The 25,836-nt window shown below is 42.9% G+C and carries 18 protein-coding genes, 1 tRNA gene and 1 pseudogene; 10 read left to right on the top strand and 10 right to left on the bottom strand.

Annotation, left to right across the window (positions count from 1 at the left end; all coding sequences use genetic code 11):
- Positions 1–81: 81 nt before the first annotated feature.
- From OCU87_RS24175 to OCU87_RS24165, 3 genes are all read right to left on the bottom strand, one after another.
- Complete coding sequence (locus OCU87_RS24175) at positions 82–759, bottom strand: helix-turn-helix transcriptional regulator (RefSeq protein WP_390961505.1); 678 nt, start codon at positions 757–759, stop codon at positions 82–84.
- A 566-nt stretch (positions 760–1,325) separates the two neighbouring features.
- Positions 1,326–2,516, bottom strand: a complete 1,191-nt coding sequence (locus tag OCU87_RS24170; RefSeq protein ID WP_261858784.1) for a putative manganese transporter — start codon at positions 2,514–2,516, stop codon at positions 1,326–1,328.
- A gap of 89 nt (positions 2,517–2,605) precedes the next feature.
- Entirely contained in the window at positions 2,606–3,559 is a 954-nt protein-coding gene (locus OCU87_RS24165; RefSeq protein WP_261858783.1) for an AEC family transporter, read from the bottom strand.
- Positions 3,560–4,323: 764 nt separating this feature from the next.
- Between OCU87_RS24165 and OCU87_RS24160 the strand changes: the two genes are divergently transcribed.
- From OCU87_RS24160 to OCU87_RS24140, 5 genes are all read left to right on the top strand, one after another.
- Positions 4,324–5,094 carry an AraC family transcriptional regulator gene (locus OCU87_RS24160; RefSeq protein ID WP_094958302.1) on the top strand — a complete coding sequence of 257 codons (771 nt, stop codon included), beginning with the start codon at positions 4,324–4,326 and terminating at the stop codon, positions 5,092–5,094.
- A 360-nt stretch (positions 5,095–5,454) separates the two neighbouring features.
- Positions 5,455–8,595 carry a bifunctional proline dehydrogenase/L-glutamate gamma-semialdehyde dehydrogenase PutA gene (putA, locus tag OCU87_RS24155; protein ID WP_261858782.1) on the top strand — a complete coding sequence of 1,047 codons (3,141 nt, stop codon included), beginning with the start codon at positions 5,455–5,457 and terminating at the stop codon, positions 8,593–8,595.
- A 38-nt stretch (positions 8,596–8,633) separates the two neighbouring features.
- A complete protein-coding gene (locus tag OCU87_RS24150; protein ID WP_261858781.1) occupies positions 8,634–9,332 on the top strand; it encodes an aldehyde dehydrogenase family protein in 699 nt (232 codons plus the stop codon).
- A gap of 147 nt (positions 9,333–9,479) precedes the next feature.
- Positions 9,480–10,976 (top strand): sodium/proline symporter PutP, encoded by a 1,497-nt coding sequence (gene putP, locus OCU87_RS24145; RefSeq protein ID WP_261858780.1) that lies wholly within the window; start codon positions 9,480–9,482, stop codon positions 10,974–10,976.
- A gap of 349 nt (positions 10,977–11,325) precedes the next feature.
- Positions 11,326–12,696 carry a tetratricopeptide repeat protein gene (locus OCU87_RS24140; protein ID WP_157072700.1) on the top strand — a complete coding sequence of 457 codons (1,371 nt, stop codon included), beginning with the start codon at positions 11,326–11,328 and terminating at the stop codon, positions 12,694–12,696.
- 137 nt (positions 12,697–12,833) lie between these two features.
- On the opposite strand, the gene OCU87_RS24135 is transcribed toward OCU87_RS24140, so the two are convergent.
- A complete protein-coding gene (locus tag OCU87_RS24135) occupies positions 12,834–13,532 on the bottom strand; it encodes an HAD-IA family hydrolase (RefSeq protein WP_261858779.1) in 699 nt (232 codons plus the stop codon).
- Positions 13,533–13,861: 329 nt separating this feature from the next.
- Here OCU87_RS24135 and OCU87_RS24130 point away from each other — a divergent pair, with 329 nt between their 5' ends.
- The gene (locus tag OCU87_RS24130; protein ID WP_261858778.1) at positions 13,862–14,530 is read left to right on the top strand and encodes a CatB-related O-acetyltransferase; all 669 of its coding nucleotides are present in this window, start codon (positions 13,862–13,864) and stop codon (positions 14,528–14,530) included.
- A 74-nt stretch (positions 14,531–14,604) separates the two neighbouring features.
- Here the strand turns inward: OCU87_RS24130 and OCU87_RS24125 are convergent, their stop codons facing one another.
- Positions 14,605–14,802, bottom strand: a complete 198-nt coding sequence (locus OCU87_RS24125) for a hypothetical protein (protein ID WP_062692198.1) — start codon at positions 14,800–14,802, stop codon at positions 14,605–14,607.
- Between the two features lie 782 nt (positions 14,803–15,584).
- Between OCU87_RS24125 and OCU87_RS24120 the strand changes: the two genes are divergently transcribed.
- Positions 15,585–15,674, top strand: a tRNA-Ser gene (locus OCU87_RS24120).
- A 352-nt stretch (positions 15,675–16,026) separates the two neighbouring features.
- On the opposite strand, the pseudogene OCU87_RS24115 reads toward OCU87_RS24120, so the two are convergent.
- Positions 16,027–17,060: pseudogene (locus OCU87_RS24115) on the bottom strand (lactonase family protein).
- Between the two features lie 567 nt (positions 17,061–17,627).
- The gene (locus OCU87_RS24110; RefSeq protein ID WP_261858777.1) at positions 17,628–18,191 is read right to left on the bottom strand and encodes a hypothetical protein; all 564 of its coding nucleotides are present in this window, start codon (positions 18,189–18,191) and stop codon (positions 17,628–17,630) included.
- A gap of 258 nt (positions 18,192–18,449) precedes the next feature.
- On the opposite strand from OCU87_RS24110, the gene OCU87_RS24105 reads away from it, so the two are divergent.
- Positions 18,450–18,932 carry a glutathione peroxidase gene (locus tag OCU87_RS24105; protein ID WP_062692202.1) on the top strand — a complete coding sequence of 161 codons (483 nt, stop codon included), beginning with the start codon at positions 18,450–18,452 and terminating at the stop codon, positions 18,930–18,932.
- On the opposite strand, the gene OCU87_RS24100 is transcribed toward OCU87_RS24105, so the two are convergent.
- The gene (locus OCU87_RS24100; RefSeq protein WP_261858776.1) at positions 18,921–19,895 is read right to left on the bottom strand and encodes a CHAD domain-containing protein; all 975 of its coding nucleotides are present in this window, start codon (positions 19,893–19,895) and stop codon (positions 18,921–18,923) included. The genes OCU87_RS24105 and OCU87_RS24100 overlap by 12 nt on opposite strands.
- A 198-nt stretch (positions 19,896–20,093) precedes the next feature.
- Between OCU87_RS24100 and hppD the strand changes: the two genes are divergently transcribed.
- A complete protein-coding gene (gene hppD / locus OCU87_RS24095; protein WP_261858775.1) occupies positions 20,094–21,164 on the top strand; it encodes a 4-hydroxyphenylpyruvate dioxygenase in 1,071 nt (356 codons plus the stop codon).
- A 102-nt stretch (positions 21,165–21,266) separates the two neighbouring features.
- Here hppD and OCU87_RS24090 read toward each other — a convergent pair whose 3' ends face one another.
- Both OCU87_RS24090 and OCU87_RS24085 read right to left on the bottom strand, forming a co-directional pair.
- A complete protein-coding gene (locus tag OCU87_RS24090) occupies positions 21,267–22,802 on the bottom strand; it encodes a phospholipase D family protein (protein ID WP_261858774.1) in 1,536 nt (511 codons plus the stop codon).
- Between the two features lie 168 nt (positions 22,803–22,970).
- Positions 22,971–23,978: a Preprotein translocase subunit SecY gene (locus tag OCU87_RS24085; protein WP_205049193.1), complete on the bottom strand. Its 1,008-nt coding sequence runs from the start codon at positions 23,976–23,978 to the stop codon at positions 22,971–22,973.
- A 298-nt stretch (positions 23,979–24,276) separates the two neighbouring features.
- Here OCU87_RS24085 and OCU87_RS24080 point away from each other — a divergent pair, with 298 nt between their 5' ends.
- Positions 24,277–25,818: an aminotransferase-like domain-containing protein gene (locus OCU87_RS24080; protein ID WP_261858773.1), complete on the top strand. Its 1,542-nt coding sequence runs from the start codon at positions 24,277–24,279 to the stop codon at positions 25,816–25,818.
- The last annotated feature ends 18 nt before the right edge of the window (positions 25,819–25,836 follow it).

Below are 25,836 nucleotides of genomic sequence, written 5' to 3'. Positions count from 1 at the left end.
TGTTTAATCTGGAATAGATAAAATATTGAAACGATTATAATACTTTTCTAAAAATGAATAAGATTATAAAAATTATGGATATTATTCTTTTAGAATAACAGAGAGTTGTCTATTTAGCATACTTTCTGGAATATGCGATCCAAAGCCATTATCGAGTGCCAAATCAATCAGTTCATTTTTAGAATTGGCATTAAATTTTTCTCGTAGCTTTAATACATAATTTTCAACTGTTTTCACTGAAACATTGAGCACACGAGATATATATTGTGGTTTCTTACCGTAAAGTAGCAAAAATAACACTTCAGACTCGCGAGTGTTGAGCACTATATGGTGATGGCTTAAATCGAGGCTAAATGACGCCTGACTTTCCTTGCTTAAACCCGCCGCTCTGCAAATCCAGTGTCCCACTTCTAAAATGGCAGTATCTTTTAATTCTATTCCTGAAAAAATAGTACCGATAATATTTTGGTCATCATCTTTCCAAGGAGTTTTGGTAAATAAGTGAGCTCGCCAGTTACCATCTGAATAAGGGTGAATATCAAGTATTTTCATCCTTTGTCCTGAATCTATTACTTGTTGATCTTGAATAATAAAAGATTCAGCGCACTCAGCTGTTGGGCTTGGCATATCAAAATCTGTTCGGCCAATACAATCTAAATGATGGTCTACTCCAATGATATTTCCATATTCTTTATTCGCAAATACAAATACAGAGTCATTATCTTTACAGCCCCAACATCCGGGAAGCTGACTGAACATATTAAGTAAGGATGGATTTAATTTATCTGTCACGCGGCATGCCTAGATCGGGCTAATAGTCATAGATCAACTGTGATTCTAATCACTTTCGTAAATGATACAAGACTACCATGACGGAATTTTAGACAAAATTGTAAATAAATAAAAAAAAGCCGGCCTAGAAGGCCGGCAAAGACAAGAGTTTGACTCCGAAGAGCACAATCCTGTACGACGTGTAGAAGAGGTATCCAATGAAGTTCATAATGGTTCAGTATGAGGGTTTATACTGACTATGCGCTTTATTGGAGAGCATCCTAAAAGGATGCAATAAGAAATAACGTATATCCACGTTGCTTCCTATGAGTGAAATATAACGAACCGTACGCAGTACAGATAGGGGGGAATTCACCTATTGACATTGTTTATGCCTTGTGAGCTGGATTGTTTTTGTGATCGTGGTCTAGAAAGGGATGCTAAGTTGCGGTTATTTTCACCAATTTGAAATATTACGTCGAAATAAAAAAACGCCTTTTTTTAATATAAAGGCGCTCTTTTATTAGGAAATATTATATTGGCTATAAATTGACTCATTCAAAGAAGACAAAGTAACCGTATGCCGCAATGATGGCTGGGAACGTTGAATAGAGTGTGGCGATGAAAGCGGCCTTTGGGGCAAGTGCTATGGCAGGAAAAAGCGCATCGCCATCGTTGCTGATTGCATTGCCTATTTGTGCCGACATCGGAATAGCCCCAGATAAATAAAGGCTAGTGACAATAATCTGGGGGCCACAACCCGGCAAAAGACCGATCATTACACCCATTAATGGAATTAATAACGCCCAGTTAGAGAAGAGGCCTTGTAGATCGACGCCTGTCCAAAAAATGGTTAATTCAAAAATCAAAAATGCACCGATCACCCAGCTAGTGACAAAGTTGGTGTCTTGAGCGATACGTTGATACATGTGACTTGAGGCTAATTTAGGATCTTCTGAAACAGCGGATTCATAATCAGTGATATCACGCGATGTTGCCCATAGCAGTAAAGCCATAATGACAGCAATTGTACCAATAATATCAATCGTGCCTGCGCTGAGTTTGAACGTTTGATCGATATCGATTTGCAGCGAACCCATAATTGCGATCACTATGGCTGGGGCCAGTACCCATTTCCAAAATTGACCTTGCAGTTTTAACACTGTTGGTGACGTTCTTTTTTCGTGTTGAGTTGCTGTTGTGTCTTGCTTGGGTTTGAGTTCAGGCCGCATAAAGTCGCAGCCATGAGTGGCATCGACAATCCAACCTGAGATGAGGCCAACACAGCACCCAATGGCCATCATCAATAGCCCTGTACTTGGTTCAGTTGCTAACAATAAAAAAGCTGCGTCCCCCATAGTTGCAGTTAAAACAGCTACGACGGCTCCAAAACTAAGCTGGCCTCGCACATATTGGGTGATCACGACTATCGCACCACCACAACCAGGTAGGGCACCCATTAGTGCTGCAAAGATGACTTGGTAGCGTGCGTTGCTGTTTAACAGGGTTTTAAGTCTGCTTTTCTGGCTCATCTTATTCGCGATGATATGGTAAATCGTCAGTGTTGCAGCGACATAAGCGGCAACTTGCCAAAAAGCATCAGATAAAACAGCAACGGTGATCTCGCGTGTTGATGGTGCTGCTAATAGTGCAAATAAGATCACAGGAAGGATTAGGCGCTTGTTTGCAATACGCCAATAGTGATTTTGAAGCTGGTTGTATTGCGCTTTTTGTAAAGATGCCATTGATAAGACTCCGCAGTGCTAATTTCGGCTTGAATTCCATTTAGCCTATTAGACTGTAACTGAGAATTATTATCAATTGGTTTTTGTTGTTATTTTGTCCACATATTAAGTAGTGTGATCCCTAGACTACAGGTGAACGTCGAGGCGATTGTTGTTAAGGCAATAATGTTGGCGGCTAATTTTGCATTGGCTCCCATCGAATGCGCCATTACATAACTGGCTGCAGCGGTTGGTGCTGCAGACATCAAAAAGATAATGCCAAGCTCTACACTGCGAAAGCCAAGTAGGTAACCTGTGATTGTGAGTAGCGTTGGGGCTATAACTAAACGGCTAAAACCAGCGACATTGGCGCTGGTTGATTCTTGTTTTAGTTGCCTGAAATCCAAACTCGCCCCTGTACATAGCAACGCAAGTGGTAGTGTCATATCTGCAAAGTAGCGGCCTGATTGCAGTAAAATATTAGGCAATTCAATATGTAAATAAGAAATTGGAATAGCAATCAGAATACTGATGATCAGTGGGTTTCGTATGATTGAATGCAGTAAATGACGAATATTTAATTGAGTATTGGTCTCTGAATGGCGAGTAAGTGTTATGACGGCCAAAATATTGTAGAGCACGGTAATAGCGGCAACATATAACGAGCCAATAACTAATCCTTCTTCACCGTAAGCATTGGCGGCATAAGCTAAACCAATGATGCCGGTATTAGCACGAAAGGCCCCTTGCACCACCACGCCAAGATCCGATCGTTTCTTGATCATCGTTCCGCACAACAATTCAAAAAGGCCGAAAAGGGCCATGTTACCAATCAGCGCAAAAGCGATAAGTTGAAAATGCCCAGCTTGTTGTAAATCTGCTTTTACTACGCTTAAAAAGAGCAAAGCTGGTAACGTCACATTGAATACAAGACGTGAGCCACCTTCAGTAAACTTTTCATCAATCAAGCCGTTAGACTTTAAAACCACACCCAGTGCCAGCATGATAAAAATTGGGCCGGTGACTGAAATGGAAAAAAATAGCTGCTCGATAAATGCGTTCATGGTCACTCCTTTAGGATCCTTTGTTGTTGTACCACAGAATAAGAAATGAAATGTATGACTTATTGACAAAAACGTTGATGAAAATCGAGCACGAAGCCGATCTTATTAAGATCACCGGCTTCAATTTTTGGCTGATGCTAGGAGTAATGTCGAAACGAAGATGTTTTTTCTGAGTTACCGAGGCCTCACAGCCCTTTAAAATCAACAGAACGATGATCAAGAGCGACCAATTAACTGAGGGTGTATGTTCAACTGGAACAATGATCAAGTGTGATCATGATGTTGATCTAATACAGCAATGGAACGATGATCAAGGTAGTATCAAACCATTGCATTGCTCCGCTATTTAGGCTGTTAATCGGCCTTTAAAAACATGGAACGATGATCAAGATAGATTTCTTGTTATATTGTTGATTTTAAATTAATAAATTATATTTTAATCTTTTTTACGTTGTGGAACGATAAAAAGAACTTTCTGAGAAATACAGTCGAATCCTTTACTATGTCTAGCCTGAAGAGCTAATTCATAAAATTGAAATTACACTTACCGTAACATTGGCTTCTCTTGATCATTCTTCCATTATTAGTAGAGAAGATGTCTACGTAAATTTTGAGCGGTGCATTGTTATGTTTACATAATCGAGAATACCACTGATCGCCTATGATATTGCTGCTGAGTGGGCATCTGCATTTTCGTTTTTACTGTATTATGTAGTAGTCTTTCCTCCTTCAATGAAGCTAATTAGATGAATGGCCTAAATATTATGGCTGAAAAATATAAACCCTCTGAAATTGTTATGTTGCCCGAACAGATGGCACACCATAACCATGGTTATAACCAAGTTGTGATCGGGTTATCTGGTCAAACGGAATTTGATATTGAAGGTTATGGAAACTTGGTCGGTCCTGGTCAAGGTTGCCTTGTAAGTTCGGATTCTGAGCATGCATTTTCAGGTTTAGGTAAAAATGAGATCTTAGTGTTGAATGTGCCCGAAGTGCTGGCGCAACATGACTATGCCACAGAAAGAGTAGAACGCTTATTTACTCAATCGAGTTATTTTCATCTTGATACCCAAGTGCAAACCCTAATCAAAGCACTGACGGCTGAAATGATGGCAAGTCCTGATGATTTATTATTGAGTAGAGCCTGTACCGACACATTAATGTGCGTGTTACAGCGTCACTTTAAGCCTGTCGCTTCAGATAGATATTTACCGCGTTTAAATATGGATATTGTCGATCAATATATTTTGCAGCACATAACGCGGAAAATTTCGGTATTGCAGCTTGCGGGTTTAGTTTATCTTGGCGAAAGTCAGTTTCACCTTTTATTTAAAACACAGACAGGCATGACGCCTCATCATTATGTGCTACAGAAAAGACTCGATCTTGCCAAGCAGTTACTCGATGAATCTGGCTTGAGTTTGGCTCAGGTGGCCCAATCTTGTGGTTTTAGTAGCCAGAGTAGTTTTACTCAAGCTTTTTCCCGTTGTTACGGTATGCCACCAGCAAAATACCGTAAGGCATTTTCGTAACATAGTTTTAGCTTTCATTTATTCCCAGAGCTTATCTTTATATTCCCTTGGCGAATAAATCTTATCTCGACTGCCTGATTACTTTCCTCGCTTCATCTCATATGCCACGGATTGGCTTTGACTTATCGATAATTTCATTTTGTACGCCGTCCAAATCTGTTCTTATAAGGCCTGTTAGTGATTTTTAGCCTTAAACGCTGCCGTTCTGTGTCTGATTTTGTTAAAAAACGGACTTTTTCTAAAAAATATCGGAGAATATAGCAAGACTAAGTGAGCGGCTGAAAATATGATCCCCTCAATAGCAACATCGGTGTAACATTTATTGTGATTGCATCAAGAACCATTATTGAGGAAATGATTATGTTTAATGCGGTAGATGCACTTCAGCCATCTTTTATCGACAGGCCATTATCGTCATTGTGGCAGTTAATCTCTCCACTGTACTCAGTGGACGAATCGCTGTGGTTAGCGCAACTACTTCCGATGGCTGAGCCATCTGAGCAAGAACGTAAACAGACGACTGATAGTGCCGCTGAGCTGATCGCGCGTGTACGTGCTGATAAGACAGCCGTACAAATGATTGATGCTTTATTGCTTGAATACAGCCTAGATACTAAAGAAGGCATTTTACTTATGTGCTTGGCGGAAGCCCTAATGCGCATTCCTGATGCAGCCACAGCAGATGCACTTATTCGTGACAAACTCAGCGTAGCGGATTGGAAGTCTCACCTTAAGAATTCAGAATCCTTGTTTGTGAATGCGTCCACATGGGGGCTCATGCTAACAGGGAAAGTGGTCACTATGGACGCTAAGTCCGATGGTCAGCCAAGTCATGTGATCAACCGTCTTGTGAACAAAATGTCTGAACCTGTGATCCGCCAAGCCATGAACCAAGCGATGAAGATCATGGGGCATCAGTTTGTTTTAGGCAGAACCATTGCAGAAGCAATGAAAAATGGCAAAGATAAACGTGATCAAGGGTTTACCTATTCATTTGATATGTTGGGTGAGGCGGCACTGACGCAGCAAGATGCTCAAAAGTATTTCAAAGACTATATTATGGCGATCGAAGCCGTAGGGCGTAACGGTTACCATAACCCCAAGTCACCAGATCCCACTGTGTCTATCAAGCTGTCTGCTTTGCACCCGCGTTATGATGTAGCCAACGAAGCCCGCGTATTAGATGAAATGTATCTGTCGGTATTATCACTATTAGCGCGAGCGCGTGAACTCAATGTTGGGATCACGATTGATGCAGAAGAAGCTGATCGCCTAGAGTTATCGTTAAAACTTTTTGAAAAACTGTACCGCTCTGACGAAGTAAAAGGGTGGGGACGTTTTGGTTTAGTGGTACAAGCTTATTCTAAACGAGCGCTACCCGTGCTGACTTGGCTTGCGGCGTTAAGTAAACAGCAAGGCGATGTGATCCCATTACGCTTAGTCAAAGGAGCGTACTGGGATAGCGAGCTTAAAATGTCGCAGCAAAGTGGTTATGCCGCTTACCCTGTTTTTACTCGAAAAGAAGGGACAGATACGTCTTACTTAGCATGTGCTCGCCTGCTATTAGCGACTCATTTTCGTGGTCTGATTTACCCGCAATTTGCTAGTCATAATGCACATACCGTTTCAGCGATTGTCGCAATGGCGGAGCATAAAGATTTTGAATTCCAACGCCTACATGGCATGGGCGATGCGCTTTATAACCATGCGATGGACATGTATCAGACCAATGTACGTATTTACGCGCCAGTTGGTAGTCATAAAGATTTACTGCCGTATTTAGTACGTCGCTTGTTAGAAAATGGTGCGAATAGCTCTTTTGTGCACCGTTTGGTAGATGCTGATTGTCCGATTGATACCTTGACGGAACACCCTGTCGATATTTTGAAATCACGTCCGAGTTTACACAATGGCTTGATAGCACTGCCCCCTGCTATTTTTGGCGAATCACGTCAAAACTCCGAGGGTATCAATATCGAGATTGAATCCGAGTGGACCCCCTTTAAAACGTCGATTGATGTATTTAACGAGACCCAATGGCAAGCTGGCCCGATTGTAAATGGTGAGCGTTTAGTCGGAAAAACACTTAGTGGTGAAGCGCCAGCTTGTGAGGTTTTGGCAATCACTGCACCGTACGATCGTCGAGAGTCCGTTGGTGAAGTCAGTTTCGCTACGCGTGATCTTGTTATTGAAGCGATTGATGTTGCGTCGAATGCTTACCCTGAATGGTCACAAACTCCCGTTGCTGAGCGCGCTGCTTGCTTAGTGCGACTCGCTGATTTGTTGGAAGCGAACACGGGTGAGTTGGTCGCCTTATGTCATCGTGAAGCGGGTAAAACCATTCAAGATGGTATTGATGAAATTCGTGAAGCGGTGGATTTTTGCCGTTTTTATGCCCATCAAGCGGCCACGGAATTTGCTCAGCCACATATTATAGAAACCTATGATGGTGCAACAAAACAGCTAACCTACCAAGGGCGTGGTGTTTTTGCTTGTATCAGCCCATGGAACTTCCCTCTGGCTATTTTCTTAGGCCAAGTATCAGCGGCATTAGTCGCGGGTAATACCGTTGTCGCTAAGCCTGCCGAGCAAACATCGATTATTGCGTTTAGAGCAATCGAGATGATGTTGGAAGCGGGTGTGCCGAATGGGGCCATTCAATTACTACCTGGCACTGGCGCAGAAGTGGGGGCGGCATTAACGTCTGACATTCGTGTCGCGGGTGTTGCGTTTACGGGGTCAACAGAAACAGCGCAACGTATTAACCGTACGCTTGTGGCTCGTGATTGTGCTCCTGTTCCATTTGTTGCTGAGACCGGTGGACAAAATGCCATGATTGTCGATAGCACAGCACTGCCAGAGCAAGTTGTTCGTGATGTTGTGCGTTCCGCGTTTGCATCTGCAGGTCAACGTTGTTCTGCATTACGAGTGTTGTTTGTCCAAAAAGATATTGCAGATCGGATTGTGGGCTTGATTAAAGGCGCGATGGCAGAGCTCTCGGTTGGACGCCCTGAACTGCACAGTACCGATGTGGGTCCTGTGATTGATAAAACCGCGCGTGACAAGTTAGTTACCCATATTCAAGCACTGAAAAACAGAGCGACGTTAATCGCACAAGCAGAATTACCAGAGGTCTGCCAATACGGTGACTTCGTAGCGCCCACCGCCTTCGAAATTAGCAATATTGATGTATTAGAAAACGAAAACTTTGGACCGATTTTGCATGTCGTCCGATTTGATGCAGGCAAACTCGATCAAGTCATTGATCAAATTAACCATACGGGATTTGGCTTAACACTTGGCGTTCACAGCCGTAATGAACGCACATACAGCTATATAGAGCAACGTATGCGTGTGGGGAACTGCTATATCAACCGTGATCAGGTTGGCGCAGTCGTTGGGGTACAACCGTTTGGTGGTCAGGGGTTATCTGGCACTGGACCGAAAGCGGGTGGCCCACACTATTTATACCGTTTCACGCAAGACGTTTACGCGGTGTAATTTGGACTAAGCTGTTAACAAGATCAAGGACATAGAAAATGAATACACAAATTAAAACGCTGGTAAGCAATGGCTTAGTCGCATGGGAAAATTGGAATGCACTTGGCTATGAACAACGCACTCGTATTTTGACTGTTTGGGCGAATAGCCTTGATGAAGATTGCAAAAAAATGGTGACTTTTCAGTGTTTCAATGCCCAAGAACACCTTGGTGAAACCTTGCTCATGCCGGGCCCTACGGGCGAAACCAATGAATTATATAGCGCAGGTCGAGGCACTATTGCGGTTACCGCTGACGACGACACCTCTGCTGTTGCCATTGTAGGGCAACTAACAGCAGCGCTAGTGAATGGCAACTGTGTGATTTTATGTTTGTCGGCTAATTCAACGATACAAGCGGGCAATATTATTAATCAACTGACGCTTGCCGGATGTCCATTGCATGTTGTACAGACGGTGGAGCATGAACAGCTAACAGCACTAATTACAAATGCCTCGATTTTTGGTGTGGCGTTTGCGGGCCAGGCGGCTATCGCTCAGCGACTAGCACGTCAACTGGCAGAACGTGATGGTTTACTGGCTCAGCTTATAGCTGAAACCGATTGTATCAAGCTACCTGTAATTGGCAGCCCAACGTATTCGATGCGCTTTATTACTGAGCGTACTCGTACCATCAACATCACTGCTGTCGGCGGGAACGCAACCTTGCTTGAACTCGGCAGTGGGGAAGAACATTAACAACCGCTTTCACGTGTTCTGCTATTTGTTATGACATTAATGAATTGCAGTACTACGTGGGTTGCAATACGCCTATTGATGACACGCATCAAAGGTTATAACCAAAGTCCCAGCTATGACTGGGACTATGAGTGAGGGAACTCTAGAATGATAGAAAACAGCTTTGCGATAACAGGTACGTTTATTATTTACCTGATCGCTATGATGGCCATTGGCTATATTGCCTATAAGCGAACATCAAATTCAGCCGATTACTTCTTGGGGGGGCGTACACTTGGGCCTTGGCCTGCGGCTTTATCTGCAGGCGCATCAGATATGAGTGGCTGGTTGTTATTAGGCTTGCCTGGTTACGCCTATGCTGCAGGTATCGAGTCATTGTGGCTTGCTGGCGGCTTATTACTGGGTACGTGGCTGAATTGGCTAATTTGTGCAAAGCGCTTACGTACGTACAGTATTACTACTGATAATGCATTGACGTTACCTGAGTTTTTAGCTCGCCGTTTTGATGATAAATCTAAGTTAATCCAAACCATATCAGCATTTTTCATTTTGCTATTCTTCCTTTTCTACACAAGTTCAGGTTTGGTTGCTGGCGGCAAACTTTTTGAAACGGTATTTGGTCTTGATTACACCATTGCTGTCATTGTCGGTACTGTTTGCGTGGTCTCTTACACCTTATTTGGTGGTTTCCTTGCGGTATCGTGGACTGATTTAGTCCAAGGCTTATTAATGTCAGCGGCACTGTTAATCGTCCCTATTGCAGCGATGAGCGGTGGTGTGGGTGATTTAACTGCAGCGCTAGAGCTGAAAAACCCAGAACTAATGACACTGTTTAACGATGTTAAAGGTGAGCCGTTATCTGCCATTGCAATCATTTCATTGGCTGCGTGGGGCTTGGGTTACTTTGGTCAACCGCATATCCTGGCGCGCTTTAAAGCGACACGCTCAAATGCAGATATTACAACGGCGCGTCGTATCGCGGTGATTTGGACAGCGCTTTCAATGGTTGGGGCTGTTTTGGTTGGCTTGGTAGGTATCTTGTACGTCGATAACCAATTGGCGGGTGAATTAGCTGATGGCGAGAAAATATTTATGCTATTGGTTAACTCTATGTTCCACCCTGTTGTTGCCGGTATTTTACTCGCTGCAATTCTGGCGGCGATCATGAGTACGGCAGATTCACAACTACTGGTGTCTTCTTCTGCGCTGGCGGAAGATTTCTATAAGCAAGTATTCCGTCCAGAAGCTTCTCAAGATGAAATTGTAACTGTAGGGCGTGCTGCTGTTATTATCCTGTCGATTGTGGCATTGGTATTAGCAATGAACCCTGAAAGCTCGGTACTTGGCTTAGTATCGTATGCATGGGCTGGTTTTGGTGCCGCATTCGGACCTGCTCTTCTGCTAAGTCTTTACTGGAAAGGGATGAACCGCAACGGTGCGTTGGCGGGGATTGTTATTGGCGCAATGACTGTTGTGATTTGGAAGCAGCTCAATGGTGGCATCTTCGATTTGTACGAAATTGTCCCTGGGTTTATTCTGGCAACGATCTCGATCATTGCTGTGAGTTCAATGACGGGTAATGCCCCTGCGAATGTTGAAACGCAGTTTGAGCAATACGAGAAAAACTTGGTTGAATTCGACTAGTACGTAATTAACGAAGATCTAATTCTTAGTTACAATACAAAGCCTATCTATAATTTGAACTGACCTCCAATAGTTGGACTTCAATTATTGGGGGTCTTTTTATGTCCAAATATAGTCGTATTTAAGATAGCAGGAATATCCTTCTGGAAGATCATGCAGCTAATAAGCTACATCAGATCAAATCTATTTTGATGCTGCCAACAAAGCGCTAATTGGTTTAGAAATCACCAAGGTGTGATTTATCTGGCGTAATTTACTTATGCAAGTGTGCTTTTACTGATGTTTTTGCAATAAATAGCAAAAATCACTGTATCATGCTGATTCTGTATGTGTAAAAAGGTAAATAGCTTTGTTTTCATGGGATCAACTTTCCACTATTTCCATTGGTATTGGTGGCTTAACAGTACCGCTTGCTTGGTTTGTACACCGCTATTTTAAAGCGGCGGGACGAAAAGAGCAGGAAAGTCGTGATCAAGTGCTGAAAGCTGAAAAGTACCAATTGGTGCTAGAAAAAGCCAAAGCGGCTGAACATGAAGAAAAAATATTTAAAGCACAAACAGGTCATATTCCCAGTTTGCTCTCATTAGCGAAAGAAACAGAAATGAATAACATTCCTGTGGCTGTTCGTTGGTACCAAAAAGCCGCTGATTTAGGTAATGAGATTGCTCAGCACTCATTGGCTCGATTATGTAAGTTAGATGAAGAAGACCCAAATGGCGAGGCTCGCTCCCTGTATTGGGAATCTTTCATCAAAGCTAAGCGCCGTAATCAAGAAGCACTATTTGAGCTAGGGCGTTACCAAATTCGAGGCTACGGCACAGATATAAATATCGAAGCCGGAGTAGATAACATCCAAATTGCCGCAACGATGAATTATGTCCCTGCACAGCTGTTTTTGGGGGACTGGTTTGTGTCTGAGATGAACCCTAATAACATCCCTCGTGAAGCCTTTCGTTGGCGTTTGCGTGCCGCAATTAACCATGATGTTAAAGCGTTTGTTAAATTAGCTTATTGCTATCAGAGTGGCCTTGGGATCGCGAAAGATAAAGGGTGTGCGGTTTATTGGCTTGAGCGAGCGGCTGAACAAGGGAATACGGAAGCGCAATATCTTGCCGCCAAAATGCACCTTGGATCGACGGCTAATGATGCTGCGATTGCTTATATTTGGTTATCTCTTGCCTATGCTGGTGGCATTAAAGAAGCAAAGAAAGCACGTGATGAAGTGGTTCAGGTTGTCGGGATCACCTCGATTCTTGAAGTACAACGTCTAACGAAGACAATTTATCGACGTATATCTGAATTAATGGTACCAGAACACGCCGTTATTCACTTGATCGATAAAGTCTATTCTCGTGAAGGGTATCGTCCAAATGCCGAACAATTAGCACATTTGGCGTCGGATGATATGCTGATTGATAGTGAAGAGTTCTTTTTTGCGGAAGGTTCAGCATCGAGCCGTAATTCAGAAAATCACTCAGTACCAGCGGAATATACACCTCAGCCGTATTATGATGGCCAGCGAGGTGAAACTGAGCAAAGTTCATTTTTACCAGACGTTGCATTAGCTGCCTCTGGTGATAGTGTGGAGGCTGGAAATGAATCTCCTCATGCTGCTGGATCACAGCAATATCAAGCAATGAATTGGTCTTCATCGTGGGACTCACTTAATAACGACATTGAGAAAAGCACCTCAGTAGCTGTTACCCATACGCCTTCTTAGCGATATTTATCGTTAGACCTACTTGGTTCTTACCTGCTTATTTAACACCTATCCCAGTAACCAAATTTTCGGAAATGCTAAAGCGATACTTGATGAATCGCTTTAGCGCCATAGCCGTTTATGAATCAGCGCAGCCTCTATACTGGGCATGTTTCTTGTTTTTTTTCTTGTTTAGATTGGGAAATATAGTTGAGCAATTCCGTCATGTTAGTAAGTGGAATGACGTTTGGATGATCGATTCTTTGCCCATCTGGCGTAGACAAAAGATGGAATGTTTGGACATGTGCATTGATGCCAGCTTCAACCCCACGAACGGTATCATCAATGAAGATGCATTTGTCTAACGGTACTCCCATCAACATCGCTGCGTAATGGATAACATCAGGTTCAGGTTTCCAACTATTGGCATCAAACCCACTAAAGATCTTGCCTGTAAAGTAGTGATCTAACCCTGTTAGTTTTAGTGTGTGTTTGACCTTCTCAATAGGCGCATTTGATGCAATACACATTTCATACCCTTGGGCTTCTAACGTATCAAGCAGCTCAGGTACGCCTGCTATTGGTTCTATTCCTTGTAGGAATACGCGCTCGCACGCTTTACGGTATACCGGTTCGAGATCGTCTACACGCGCTTGTAGCCCCACACGAGAGCACGTCTCAGCGAGGATGTCGGACATTTTCCCACCTTTGAAATGCTGCCAATAACTCGTGGCATCTAGAGTGACCCCAAACTGAGCAAAGGTTTCAGTAATCGCTTGTTGACTGAGTTTTTCGCTATCGACCAAAGTGCCATCACAGTCAAAAATGATGCACTGAATGTCTTTTGATTTTTCCATTCTTGATCCTGTGTGCGCATAGAGCGTCATTATTTTTTGTATAGATAGGGATAATACGAGCTACAAATGACTACAATCGCATTTGGATACTTTTGTTATCTGAATCATATATGGATAGGCTATTGGTGCGATAAATGGGATACAGCGCAAGATTAAAAGCGCAGAGATAATCGCATTTTTAAGAGTTGTAAGTGGGTGTGTGAATGCTTGTACAGAGACTACCTATACTTATTGGTAGCATAACGCACTCAAAGCGCGAAAAGCGAAAGCGTATGTGTGAAAATGTGGTGAAACAGTGGTAAATAAATAACAATTATAAGGACTTTTTTATGGCATCTACCATCTTCCCAACGTGGTTAAGTGGGCATGAGATCCACCACCATTTGACGAACCCTAATATTCAGGTGGGTGAATACAGTTATTACTCCGGTTATTACCATGAAAAGCACTTTGAAGATCAATGTGTTCGTTATCTTATGGGTGATAAGCCCAGCAGAGAGGCGTGGGAATCGGGTATGTTCCCTGATCTTGATAAACTCATTATCGGAAAGTTTTGCTCTATCGCGTCGGGAGTAACCTTGATGCTGGCGGGTAATCAAGGGCATCGTCATGACTGGGTATCGGCTTTTCCTTTTGATTACAAAGTGTTTGGCGATAAAGTGAAATCTGGCTTTGAGCGAGCAGGTGATACGCTAATCGGCAACGATGTCTGGCTAGGCACAGAATGTGTGATTATGCCGGGAGTGAACATCGGCAATGGTGCGGTTATTGGTGCACGCGCAGTGGTGACAAAAGATGTAGAACCTTACTCAGTCGTGGTTGGCAATCCTGGCCAAGCGGTTAAAAAACGCTTTAGCGACAATGAAATAACGATGTTACTTGATATGTGCTGGTGGGATTGGCCACTAGAACGGCTACAAGAGAATATGGACCTTATGTGTAGTCGCGACATTACGGCTTTATATGAACGCTATCTTGGGTGGAATGAACAGCGTTAGTGTATGCCTTTCATCATGCCTGATAGGGGCGCAAGACTGAGCGCCCCTTATTGCTGATTTGATTTACTGTACTTTCAGTGGAGTAAGCCGAGATCTCTTGCTTCTTCTAGGGTTAAACCACTCTCGCGGATTTCTCGCATCATCTCGATCTTTCTGCGTGCTTCAGCTTGTTGCTTTTTGTTATCTGTTAAATTTGAAGCTGTTTCATCTTTGAAGTCCCACTTGGAAGAGACATCAGACATTTCTGCATGGTTCAATGAATTGATAGACACAATGACCTCCTAAAGACTGAATGCGTCGCCATCGGTAATATGTTTATCAGAGGAATATGGCAGTTATAAGACAAGATGATCAGGTCTGTGACTCGCTGCAAAAATGTAATAATTATCATCGAAAATGATAGCTCCTATGAATAAATACAGGTAGTCTCGATCGTTCCTCTCTGCGTAATTTCGCTCGGAAATTGCGTTCTTTTTATCCAGTCATTATTGTGTGAATTCCCGATACTTTTTCATCATTCTTGCTACTTTTTTAATCTTTATATAACAAGTGGTTAGTTATATTTTTTTGATGTTATATCAAGTGCATATCGAGAGTGCTGTAACAAGATCTTCGTACAGATTGACCAAAAGATATAGAAGATAAATAACGATAGGATTGAGAGGCAAATTGCGGTAATAAATAGAAAAAGCTGACTAAGCGGCTTTTCCTATTTAAGGGGGAAAGGAACAACGGAAATGTTATGCCTTCGCGGGTGCTAGGTCATTGTTTGTTGTTTCGTCATTGGCTAACGTTTTTACTTGTTGTTCTAGTTCAGCTGTTGTTTTTTGGCTCATGAATTCTTTATACAACGCAGCTTTATCCGAAGGGTCTATCGGGCCAGAGCTGTTTACCATATTGGTGAAGGATTAGCACAGCTACGCGTCGATGTTGTAATTATTCTTTATAACTTGGTGGTATTTCAGTTGTTATTGCTGCCTCTTGGTTGTTTTATCTTCGGTTGGTTGTTTGGGGGGTTTACACGGTTAGCGTAGATCGCTATTATTCGCGCCATGGAGAGATGGCTGAGTGGTCGAAAGCACCGGTCTTGAAAACCGGCGGCGGTTTATCCCGTCCTAGGGTTCAAATCCCTATCTCTCCGCCATATTCAAAAAAGCCAGCTTAATTGCTGGCTTTTTTACATCTGTTACTTGGTAATGAAAAGATAGGGTGCCGAACCCTAGGTTAGGGTTCACCTGAGCGAAGCGAAAGCACATTGCCAGTGCCGAAGGCGCGAAAAGGCAATAGCCCAAAGGGCGCGAGCTTGCGAGTAGTAAATCCCTATCTCTCCGCCATATACAAGAAAGGCGCTAATTTATTAGCGCCTTTTTTACGTTTGAACTAACGTGCGCAGGGTTTGTACCAAATCCGCCATACCCAAAGCGCTCCGTCATATTCAAAGAAGCCAGCTTAATTGCTGGCTTTTTTACATCTGAGTTTTGTGGTTAAAAGAACCCTTACTCGATAAACTCAACGAGACATACAGGTGCATCGATAGCGCATTGGTATCCCGTTGGTACTAACTCGCCAGTCTCCTTATTTCTGTGAAAGCAGACGATATTGCCAGAATGTTGATTTGCAACCAGCAGCCACTGCCCGTCGGTAGATAAAATGAAGTCTCTAGGGGAACGACCTCCGCAATCGTATTCAGCAAGCTTAATTGGCGTCATCGCTGAGACATCTAGCAGGCATATCTTGTTCTGAGCTCGGCAAGATACATACAAGAATCTCTCATCAGCGCTGAGGCGAATGGCTGAAGCAGCTTCTCCGTTCTCGGTATCCGTTAGTAAATCGCACTGGTGAGAGGTGACCCATTTCCCCTTATTTTTAGAAAGAATCACGAGTGTTTCAGAAAGCTCGCATACCACATAGGCCTGTGTTTCATTCTTATTGAAGACAAGGTGGCGAGGACCAGAACCCGAAGGCATGGCGATGCTTTGTGTTAGTGAGAATTCATCAGATATGGCACTAGGGCCGTAGTCATATAAATGGATGTGGTCAGTGCCAAGATCGACGATTGCCAGTTGATTTGAATGTGCCAAGAAGGTGACTTGGTGTGCATGCGGTGATTGTTGGCGATCAGCGTTGGGCCCTTCTCCGTCTATATACAGCTCAGATAACAGTTTTTGCGGTTTTCCAGTTTCATCCAATTGGAAAACACAGGTATTCCCCGAACCGTAGTTAGCAATGGCAAGGTAAGGCGTTTTGATATCTAGGTGGCAGGGTAATCTCCTGCAATGGGTAAGTTACTGCTGCTACAAGATGAGATAAATTGCAGCTTGGCACCTTCATCTCTCGATGTTTCACTAAAGGTATATAGCCCCTTTTCTGTCGACACGAGATAGGATGGATTACGTATAGATACAATATCGCCTAATCGTCTTAGCTCGCCGGAATGAGGATCTAGGCTGATGTGAGCGATGCCAGAGCTTGTGCTTGGTGCGTCAGTGTAGGTGCCGACGTAAAAATGCAAGAGAGTATTTACGGTCATGAAGAGCCTTGGAAGATGATGAAGTCCTCCATTACCATGCCGCTTGTCCATGCTGGCGACAATCCTTCTTGGCCATCATTTGCTAAAAGTGTGAGGTAGTTTCCGCATCTGGCTGACCTCTCCTTTAATGGGTTTTGAACATAGCGCATGAGATTTGGCGCACTTCACACAAGGTCTATTTGTGCTATTAGCAGAGACAAATCGGATTAAAACCGTTGATCCAATCATCTAACGTCAGTGTCTTTGAGCTTGGTATCGCGGTGTACCGCTAGAGAATTACAGGTAAAAAAAAGCCTGTCAAAAGAAATGACAGGCTGGGAAATAAAGTAAGTAAATACTTAAGGAACAACATACTTGGTTAAAGCTTGACCAGAAGTATATAGGTGTGCAAAAAACACACAACGATCAATTTTGTAAAACTTGTATGCGCGAATGTTAAAAGACTTTAGTGTTAAAAACTTAGCTTTAAAATAAATTACTAAACGAACACGGCTGAAAATATAAAGTAGGCAAAGATGCCTTGTTACACCTACCTCTAGTGTTTGTATATGATAATTATTATTAGTTTTAATACGGTTTATTTGTGCTAATAAATGACTTTATTCGTTGAATGATTGAGCTTTTAGCTTGGGATGCTGATTTTGTTTCTTTTTGGTTTTTACCTGCGTAATAGGCAACTAATAAATCACTCCGTATTGCGTGCTCTGGCAGTGCTAAGCTGGTAGTGAGTAAAGCAGCACTCTGTTCGGCTTGTTCATTGGCATAGCTAAAATCAATTCCGCAGTAGCCTTGGATCAATAACCATAACCTTGTTTCAATGGCGAGCCTATGACTGTCTGTTGCAACAAACTTTTTTTGTTGATCTCCAAGGGTATCGATCAACACTTGCTGCATACTCTCGATAGCTTGTTGGTTATGTACGAAGTGCTGGACTGTTTCTTGTTGGGTTTTCGTCATTAAACCCAATAGTAAATCCGTGGGTTTTTTATCCGCTTTTTGCTGGCAAACATTGTCGAAGAACTGATGATGCTGGTTGATGAATGCGGTCAGCTCTTTTTGTTCCGCCTGACTCAACGAAAGTTGATTTAGGCCGATTGAGGTGAAAGTTTGATGTAATGCGGAGACCGTCATAGTTTACTCAGTGTTATCGATTATCCGACTATTATACGCCCTATCTCCCTTAACTGCCTCACGTTACGTGGTCGTAATATCTTTTCGACAGACCTACTAATATTCGTTTGTTATCACAATGCGTTAGCGTACGGCCCTCACTTTTGAGCAATAACTCAAATCTTAATCAATAAGCTGCTACATTGTAGGTAGTATGCGCGTTATAGCATCTCTATTATTCCCTGTTAGCTATAAACCCTTGTTCGAAAGGAAATATGAATGACAACGTTTTATGATTTATCAGCCCAGAACATTCGCGGTGAAGATATTGCGATGGCCGATTTCACCGGTAAGGTTGTACTGGTAGTGAATACTGCAAGTGAATGTGGCTTTACGCCGCAATATCAAGGCTTACAGGATTTGTATGCCAAGTTTCAGGATAAAGGATTGGTGATTCTTGGTTTTCCGTGTAATCAATTTGGCGGGCAAGAACCTGGTGAAAATGACACGATTGAACAGGCATGCCAAATCAATTATGGCGTTGAATTCCCTATGTTCGCTAAGGTTGATGTTAATGGCGCAAATAGCCACCCTGTATTCCAGTATTTAGCAAAAGCACTACCGGGAACATTTGGGAGTAAGGTTAAATGGAACTTCACAAAATTCCTGATCGGTCGTAATGGGAAACCAATGAAGCGTTACGCGCCGACCAAAAAACCAGCCTCGATGGAAGCGGATATTGTCCGTGCATTAGCGAAATAACGGCGTTTTTTGTTCTAATGCCAGATTAAATGCTGAAAGTTGTTTAATAATACGTTTACGGCTTTTGTCATGTTGGTGCTCTGTGATGTTAATGAGTTCTGAAATAGCTCGGTAGCGATGGCTGCTGGGCTTTTTATTTGCCCGATAACTCAGTAAAAATTGGAGTTGAACAGAAGCATCATTAAAGTCGCCTAAATTATCTTGCAGTGTTTTTAGTAAGGTTAACTCTACGGTAAGTGCATTTCGTTTTAAGAGCGGAGAAAAATACTCTAGGCAGTAGCGTAGTTGCTTACAGGCAATGCGTAGTTGGTGTATTTGGCTATCGTCACTGTCGTTATTGATTGCGTCGCAGTATTGTCTAATTTCTTGGTAGCTGGCGGTTATCGCTTGCTTGGCGGCTTCTTTGCAACTGATCTGTTTAAGGGAAGGTGAGGCATTATCTGCTTGAAAACCTGAATACCACTTGCTTGTTAATTGTTTTTCAATTCGTTGATTCTGCTGTTGGTATTCGTCGCTTTTTAGCCAGCGTTTGAGGGTTTTATAACTGCCTTTTCGTGCATCTTGAAGATCATCAAAAAAACGGGCTAGCCCTTGGTGATGAATATGATCTAGGCAATCAAAATAATCGTCCATTTTCTGCAGATAAACATCTAAATCTCTCAATTGATTAGTGTGAGCCATCAGCGTTTTGAAGTGTATGTTCAGTGTAGGGTAATGCTTTTTAGGGCAGAGGTATTTTAGTTGCTTCATTAAACTGCGAGTACGGCGTAACGACACGCGGTATTGGTGTAGGAATTCTAAATTATCATCTCGAATGATCCCTTTTTCGTGCAGTCGTGCGTGTTGAAACTCTTTCAAAATAAATTGTTGAAACAAAGGAGGTATCGGCGCATCGGCGATGAGGGCAGCTTTGCGTGCTTTTCTTACTGGTAACTTTAGTGTGTCTCGGGTTGTTACAGTCATACCTTTCCTCCTGCGTTATATAAATCTAGCGTGTCTTTGCCTGCTGTGTGGTGAACTTATTCATTTGTTATATTGGCAAGCTGTGTTTACAGGTTTTATTTACAACTGTGTAACGCTGTTTTGTCCTTGAACTTCTCATCATAGACTGACTACTGCTAATCCTATTAATAAGGTTTTCTGTGACAAATAGGGTGAGTAATGGAAAGGGAATATGTGAATCCGCTTGGTACCGATGGATTTGAGTTTGTGGAATATACTGCGCCAACCTCAGAGGGGATAATAGAGCTTAAACACCTTTTTAGCTTGATGGGCTTTGCGGAAATTGCGAAACATAAACACAAAATGGTGTGGTTGTTTCGTCAGGGTGATATCAATTTTATTATCAATGGTGAACAGCAATCACAGGCCGCAGGTTTTGCTGGTGTGCATGGTGCGAGTGTTAATGCGATGGCCTTTCGGGTTAATGATTCGGCTCAAGCGTTAGCGTACGCCGTTGAAAAAGGTGCAACCCCCTGCGCGGCTCAAGCGGGACCGATGGAACTGAATATTCCCGCTATTTACGGTATTGGCGAGTCGCTGATTTATTTGGTAGATCGCTATGGTGATCAAGACATTTATGGCATTGATTTCGATTTCTACCCTGACTACCTTATGCGTTTAGCTGATGCAGATGCCGGTCTCCAGGTGATTGATCACCTTACCCACAATGTGAAACAAGGGAATATGAATTTGTGGGCGAGTTTTTACGAGAAAATTGCTAACTTTCGTGAAATTCGCCACTTCGATATTAAAGGGAAATTGACAGGGCTAGTGTCACGCGCCATGACAGCGCCGTGTGGGAAAATTCGTATTCCAATTAATGAATCAAGTGATGATAAATCGCAAATTGCAGAATACTTAGAGCAATACAACGGCGAGGGAATTCAGCACATAGCCCTTAGCACGCCAGATATTTATGCGACGGTAACGCAGCTAAAGGCTGGTGGGTTAGCTTTTATGAACACACCAGCGACTTACTTTGAAGGCATTAATACGCGTGTTGTTGGTCATGAAGAAGATGTCGCTAAGCTGCAATCGCTGAATATCTTGATTGACGGTGACGAAAGCGGCATTTTATTGCAAATTTTCACCGATACCGTTATTGGGCCTGTGTTCTTTGAAATTATCCAACGCAAGGGTAACGAGGGCTTTGGTGAAGGGAATTTTCAAGCTTTATTTGAATCGATAGAACTAGACCAAATTCGACGAGGGGTATTGGATAAGCCTTAGCTTCGCTAGTTTCTAGCGAAATAGATCCCGATAACGGCTGTTATATCATGATGTAACCGCCGTTAGTGATTGTGATAGTTTGGTTTATATCGCTGACTATTATTAAAGTAGGTTTTCAATCGGGAGCATGCCCGAAAACCAAGCGCCCATACGTAACATTAAGCTTGCATCAGGCTCGCTGGTATAGCGCTTCTGAGTACGTTCATCGACCCAAACGATGTTGTTATTTTCGTCAAGAATCAGTCTGTAAGTATTTTTATTTAATGAGCCATCTAGCTTCTGATAAATCTTTTTTATAAAGAGGGGCGAATGAACAACAACGCCCATTTCAGTATTGTATTGCGCTGAACGTGGGTCGAAGTTGAAAGAGCCGACGAACAGTTGCTCACGATCAAGAATATAGGTTTTAGCATGTAAGCTCGTACGTGAACTGCCAATCCAAGAATGCTTTTGGCTGATGTATGGATTAACTTGGGTTTCGTAAATATGAACACCGCTTTCTAATAGCAATTGGCGGCGTTTGGCATACCAACCATGAACCGCGAACACATCATTAGAGGCCAATGAATTGGTGATGATGGTGATTTCCATACCATCACGAGAGGCTTTTGCCAGTGCTTCTGCGCCTGCTTTGGTTGGTACAAAGTAAGGCGAAATCAGCAGTAGTTCTTGTTTGGTATGATCGAGCAGTTCAGAAATTTGGTGGAGCAATGGGTTTTCTTGACTCGGCGCTGATAGCTTGGATGGTAAATCGTAATACAGTTCAGCATCGCCCCAGTAGAAAGGGATTTTTTGAGTTTTTAATTTCTCAATAATAGGCAAGCTAGCAAGGGTATAGAAATACTCTGATGTGGCAATGTTTTGGTGTTGCTCGCTATACCATTGCGCTAATTCATCATGAGGGATTTTGTTGCCTTGACCTTGCAGGTGCTCAATCGGGATCGCGGCGTCATTGTTCCAATACACGTCAAACTGCGTTGCAATGGGAGAGACAATATCGCCGACCATCAGCAAATCGAAATCACCAAATTCTACAGAACTATCAGCCGAGAAGTATTCGTCGCCAATATTGCGCCCACCAGCAATCGAAAAAATACCATCAACGGTGAGTGATTTATTGTGCATGCGGCGGTTGAGTCGGTCAAAGTCACTTACTAGGCCGATAGATCGAACATTACGCTGCTTGAAAGGGTTAAATAACCTGACTTCTATATTGGGGTGAGCCGCAATGTTTGCCATGTCTTCGTCATTTCTGCTTTGCATATCATCTAAGAGTAACCGAACACGAACACCACGTTCAGCAGCTTGGTAGAGGTACATAGAGATAACCGTACTGGTTAAGTCGTCTCGAAAAATATAGTACTGGGCATCGATAGAATGCTCGGCACTTTGAATTATCGCTAAGCGAGCAATAAAGGCATCTTTTCCATTGGCAAGAGGGTAAAACCCCGTTTGATTCGGGTGTTCTTGTAGTTCAGGGGCGATGTATCGTGCAAGTTTAGAGCTCGGGTGTGCCGCAATGGCGTAGCTAATGGCTTTAGGATCGGAGAGTGTCGTTTGTGCGCACCCTGAAAGAAGGGCCACATAACAAAGTAATAGGAACTTAATCAGAAAATATCGGGGTAATGAAGCGTGCATTAATTGTGCTAATTAGGGAGCGGTATAGCAAAGTGTAGCACTTAAAGAATTGATAATATAAACATGAATTCGTGTATTTAGAACCGAAGTTTGTGATGTAATAAAATGGGTATTAGAGATAGAAAAAAGCCTGCAATAGCAGGCTTAGAAAATCAGGATCGAATGTGGTTAGCTTTCTTGTAAACCATGCCATTGGTAATGGTTGTTTGGTTTTTTGCTTACAATACCTTCTTCCATGAACTGTTTGAAAATTTCATCTACTTCTTCACTGCTCATCTTTAAGAAGCGAGTCACCGCCCGTTTGGTACAGTTGACTTTGTTGGTGTTGAGTGCCGAGAATACCTGTTCGTAGGGCGTCTGTGGCTCTGCGGGTATATCCGACTCGTTGTCTTGCGATGACTCAGCAGACGCCTTGATGTCTTCTTCACTGCGCATATCCGTTAGTAGTTCCGGCTGTTTATGCGGCGCGTTATCAAAAGCATCGATGGTAATCGGGTTCATACGGCGGAATTGATGACGAAAACGTTGCTCTTCACCGATTAAGCCGACAAAGAAAGCTGCGAAGAAATCAAGTAACACAGAAAGGAAAACCACTAAACCAAGTTGTGCTGTTTGGGTCTGAACGTTTAACGATTTCGCTAGGCTATCGATTAATCCAAGGACAGAACCTTGACTCACCACGGGTAAACTATCACGCTGCATCGCCAGTTCTTGCTGTTGGTGGCGTAATTTATCATTCGCTTTTTGAATACGAGTAACCCCTGTTGCGATACGTTCCATCTGAATATATTTTTCAGCCGCAACATTGTTAAGGGCGATCTGCTGTTCAATAGCTTCAATTTGCATATTGAAAGCGGTGATCTTACTTTGCTGCACATTGACATGGCTTTGCGCTTGGTTAGTTGCGCTGTTGATACCGCCAATCGAGCCTCCTATAGAGATCGCGGCGAGAACGGTGTAGAAGGCGAAAGCGGAAAAGGCACCAGTGTAATTACGACGCGCGCGGCGTTCGCCAAATTCATACCACGCAAAGAATTTGCCCAATTCAAAAATTACCGCCAGACCACCAAAAAGGACCTGCATTAGCGGGTTTTCATCGATTGACAAGAAGAGTAATAATGAGAAAACAATCGACGCTAGAATGGAAGCGCTTGTAAAACTGTAAACCGTCCACATTGCGAACGAGCCTTTAGGGTACCTTACAGGTAGTGTGTCATTGTAAATCATAGTTATCGTATCTATTGCGTAGGTCGTTAAACCCTGCACGACGGACGGAGAGCCCATCGCACTCAAATTTGAAGGTGCGAAAGGATACCTTAAAAAGCGGTGCTATCCCTTATAAATAAGCCCTTAGAGCCTTTTTCAGCCGTAAATTCACACTCGGCTTTCATAACTGTTTAAAGCTTGAACGATACTATGCTGTAGCAAAGTTATCTTGTGCTAGTGGGCTTGGTGTATCGGCATGGTATTTTGAGTGAAAATATGGATTTCACCCGAGGTGAGTGCACACTTTTTTGCATTTAATGTGTATTTGGTGGAGGGCAAAGATACACTGCAATCAGACAAAATATTTATGGATCTGAGTGGTGTGACAAATCCCCTAAAACGCTATCAACGAGTCATTACCGAAATTGAAAACCAGATAACACAACGTATTTGGTTACCAGGTGAACGTATCCCTTCCATACGAGCGATGAGCAAGCAGCATGGCATAAGCCCCATGACGGTGATCCGTGCTTATGAACAATTAGAAGCGGATGGACTTATTCATGCTAAGCCTAAATCGGGGTATTTTGTTTCTGCGCACTTAAATCAAATAAGCGTGAGTCAGCCTGATAAATTGCAAACTGAAAATCGGTCTATTGCTATTAATGCACATGTTTTTGATGTGTTGAGTGCATGTAAAAAACCGAATGTAATTCCATTCGGGTCGGCATTTCCTGATCCAGAACTCTTGCCATTAAATGCATTGGGCCGTGCGATGGGGCAGGTGATGAAAACCATGTCACCGCAAATGATGTTAACAGAATTGCCACCGGGCAACATGGCATTACGCCGTGCCATTGCTAAACGTTATTTACGCGACGGCATTGACGTTTCGGTCGATGATATTGTTATTACGTCTGGCGCAATGGAATCTCTGGGATTGAGCCTGATGGCGGTGACACAACCAGGAGATAGTGTCGCAATTGAGTCTCCAGCTTTTTATGGTGTACTGCAAACTATCGAACGGTTGAAATTAAAGGCGATTGAAATTCCAACCCACCCCCATGACGGAATTGACGTTGCGCAGTTACAACGAGCGATTGAAACTCATGAGGTTAAAGCTTGTTGGGTGATGAGTTCGTTTCAAAATCCGTTAGGCGCCAGCATGCCAGATGAAAACAAACAGCGCCTAATCACTTTATTGAACTCTCATGACATCCCGTTGATAGAAGACGATGTTTATGGTGAGTTGTATTTTTCAGACGAAAAGCCCAAACCGATTAAAGCATTTGATCAGCAAGATCGGGTATTACACTGTTGCTCATTTTCTAAAAGTTTAGCGATGGGATTTCGCGTAGGATGGGTTGTTGCAGGGCAATATGCTCAACAGGTTGAGCGCTTACAGCTAATGTCGACCTTGTCTGCGGCTATTCCTAATCAGTTGGCCATCGCCAATTATTTGCAGCACGGAAACTATGATACTCATTTACGACGGTTACGCGCTGAATTAGAGCTGCGAATGACACAAACATTAGTGGCTATTAAGCAATATTTCCCTGAAGCTTCGATTGTTTCTAAGCCATCCGGCGGTTATTTTTTATGGGTTGAGTTACCCGCTGTGATCAACAGTGCACACTTACTACCTATATTATTAGAGCAACATAATATCAGTATTGCTCCTGGTACATTGTTTGCGAGTGATGATCGTTTTAAGCATTGTATTCGGCTTAACTGCGCCTATGAGTGGAATTCTATTACTCAGCAAGCCATTAGAACGATAGCGCAAGTGATTAAAGACAATAGTCATTAACCAAATAATCACACTAAA

The sequence above is a fragment of the Photobacterium sanguinicancri genome (assembly GCF_024346675.1).
Taxonomy (GTDB): domain Bacteria; phylum Pseudomonadota; class Gammaproteobacteria; order Enterobacterales; family Vibrionaceae; genus Photobacterium; species Photobacterium sanguinicancri.
Note: the sequence above shows the minus strand (reverse complement) of the source record. Positions and strands in the feature narration are given on the sequence as shown.

Coding starts and splice junctions, on each gene's coding strand:
- OCU87_RS24175 (WP_390961505.1), bottom strand. CDS start 759: ATGTTCAGTCAGCTTCCCGGATGTTGGGGCTGTAAAGATAATGACTCT.
- OCU87_RS24170 (WP_261858784.1), bottom strand. CDS start 2,516: ATGGCATCTTTACAAAAAGCGCAATACAACCAGCTTCAAAATCACTAT.
- OCU87_RS24165 (WP_261858783.1), bottom strand. CDS start 3,559: ATGAACGCATTTATCGAGCAGCTATTTTTTTCCATTTCAGTCACCGGC.
- OCU87_RS24160 (WP_094958302.1), top strand. CDS start 4,324: ATGGCTGAAAAATATAAACCCTCTGAAATTGTTATGTTGCCCGAACAG.
- putA (WP_261858782.1), top strand. CDS start 5,455: ATGTTTAATGCGGTAGATGCACTTCAGCCATCTTTTATCGACAGGCCA.
- OCU87_RS24150 (WP_261858781.1), top strand. CDS start 8,634: ATGAATACACAAATTAAAACGCTGGTAAGCAATGGCTTAGTCGCATGG.
- putP (WP_261858780.1), top strand. CDS start 9,480: ATGATAGAAAACAGCTTTGCGATAACAGGTACGTTTATTATTTACCTG.
- OCU87_RS24135 (WP_261858779.1), bottom strand. CDS start 13,532: ATGGAAAAATCAAAAGACATTCAGTGCATCATTTTTGACTGTGATGGC.
- OCU87_RS24130 (WP_261858778.1), top strand. CDS start 13,862: ATGGCATCTACCATCTTCCCAACGTGGTTAAGTGGGCATGAGATCCAC.
- OCU87_RS24110 (WP_261858777.1), bottom strand. CDS start 18,191: ATGACGGTCTCCGCATTACATCAAACTTTCACCTCAATCGGCCTAAAT.
- OCU87_RS24105 (WP_062692202.1), top strand. CDS start 18,450: ATGACAACGTTTTATGATTTATCAGCCCAGAACATTCGCGGTGAAGAT.
- OCU87_RS24100 (WP_261858776.1), bottom strand. CDS start 19,895: ATGACTGTAACAACCCGAGACACACTAAAGTTACCAGTAAGAAAAGCA.
- hppD (WP_261858775.1), top strand. CDS start 20,094: ATGGAAAGGGAATATGTGAATCCGCTTGGTACCGATGGATTTGAGTTT.
- OCU87_RS24090 (WP_261858774.1), bottom strand. CDS start 22,802: ATGCACGCTTCATTACCCCGATATTTTCTGATTAAGTTCCTATTACTT.
- OCU87_RS24085 (WP_205049193.1), bottom strand. CDS start 23,978: ATGTGGACGGTTTACAGTTTTACAAGCGCTTCCATTCTAGCGTCGATT.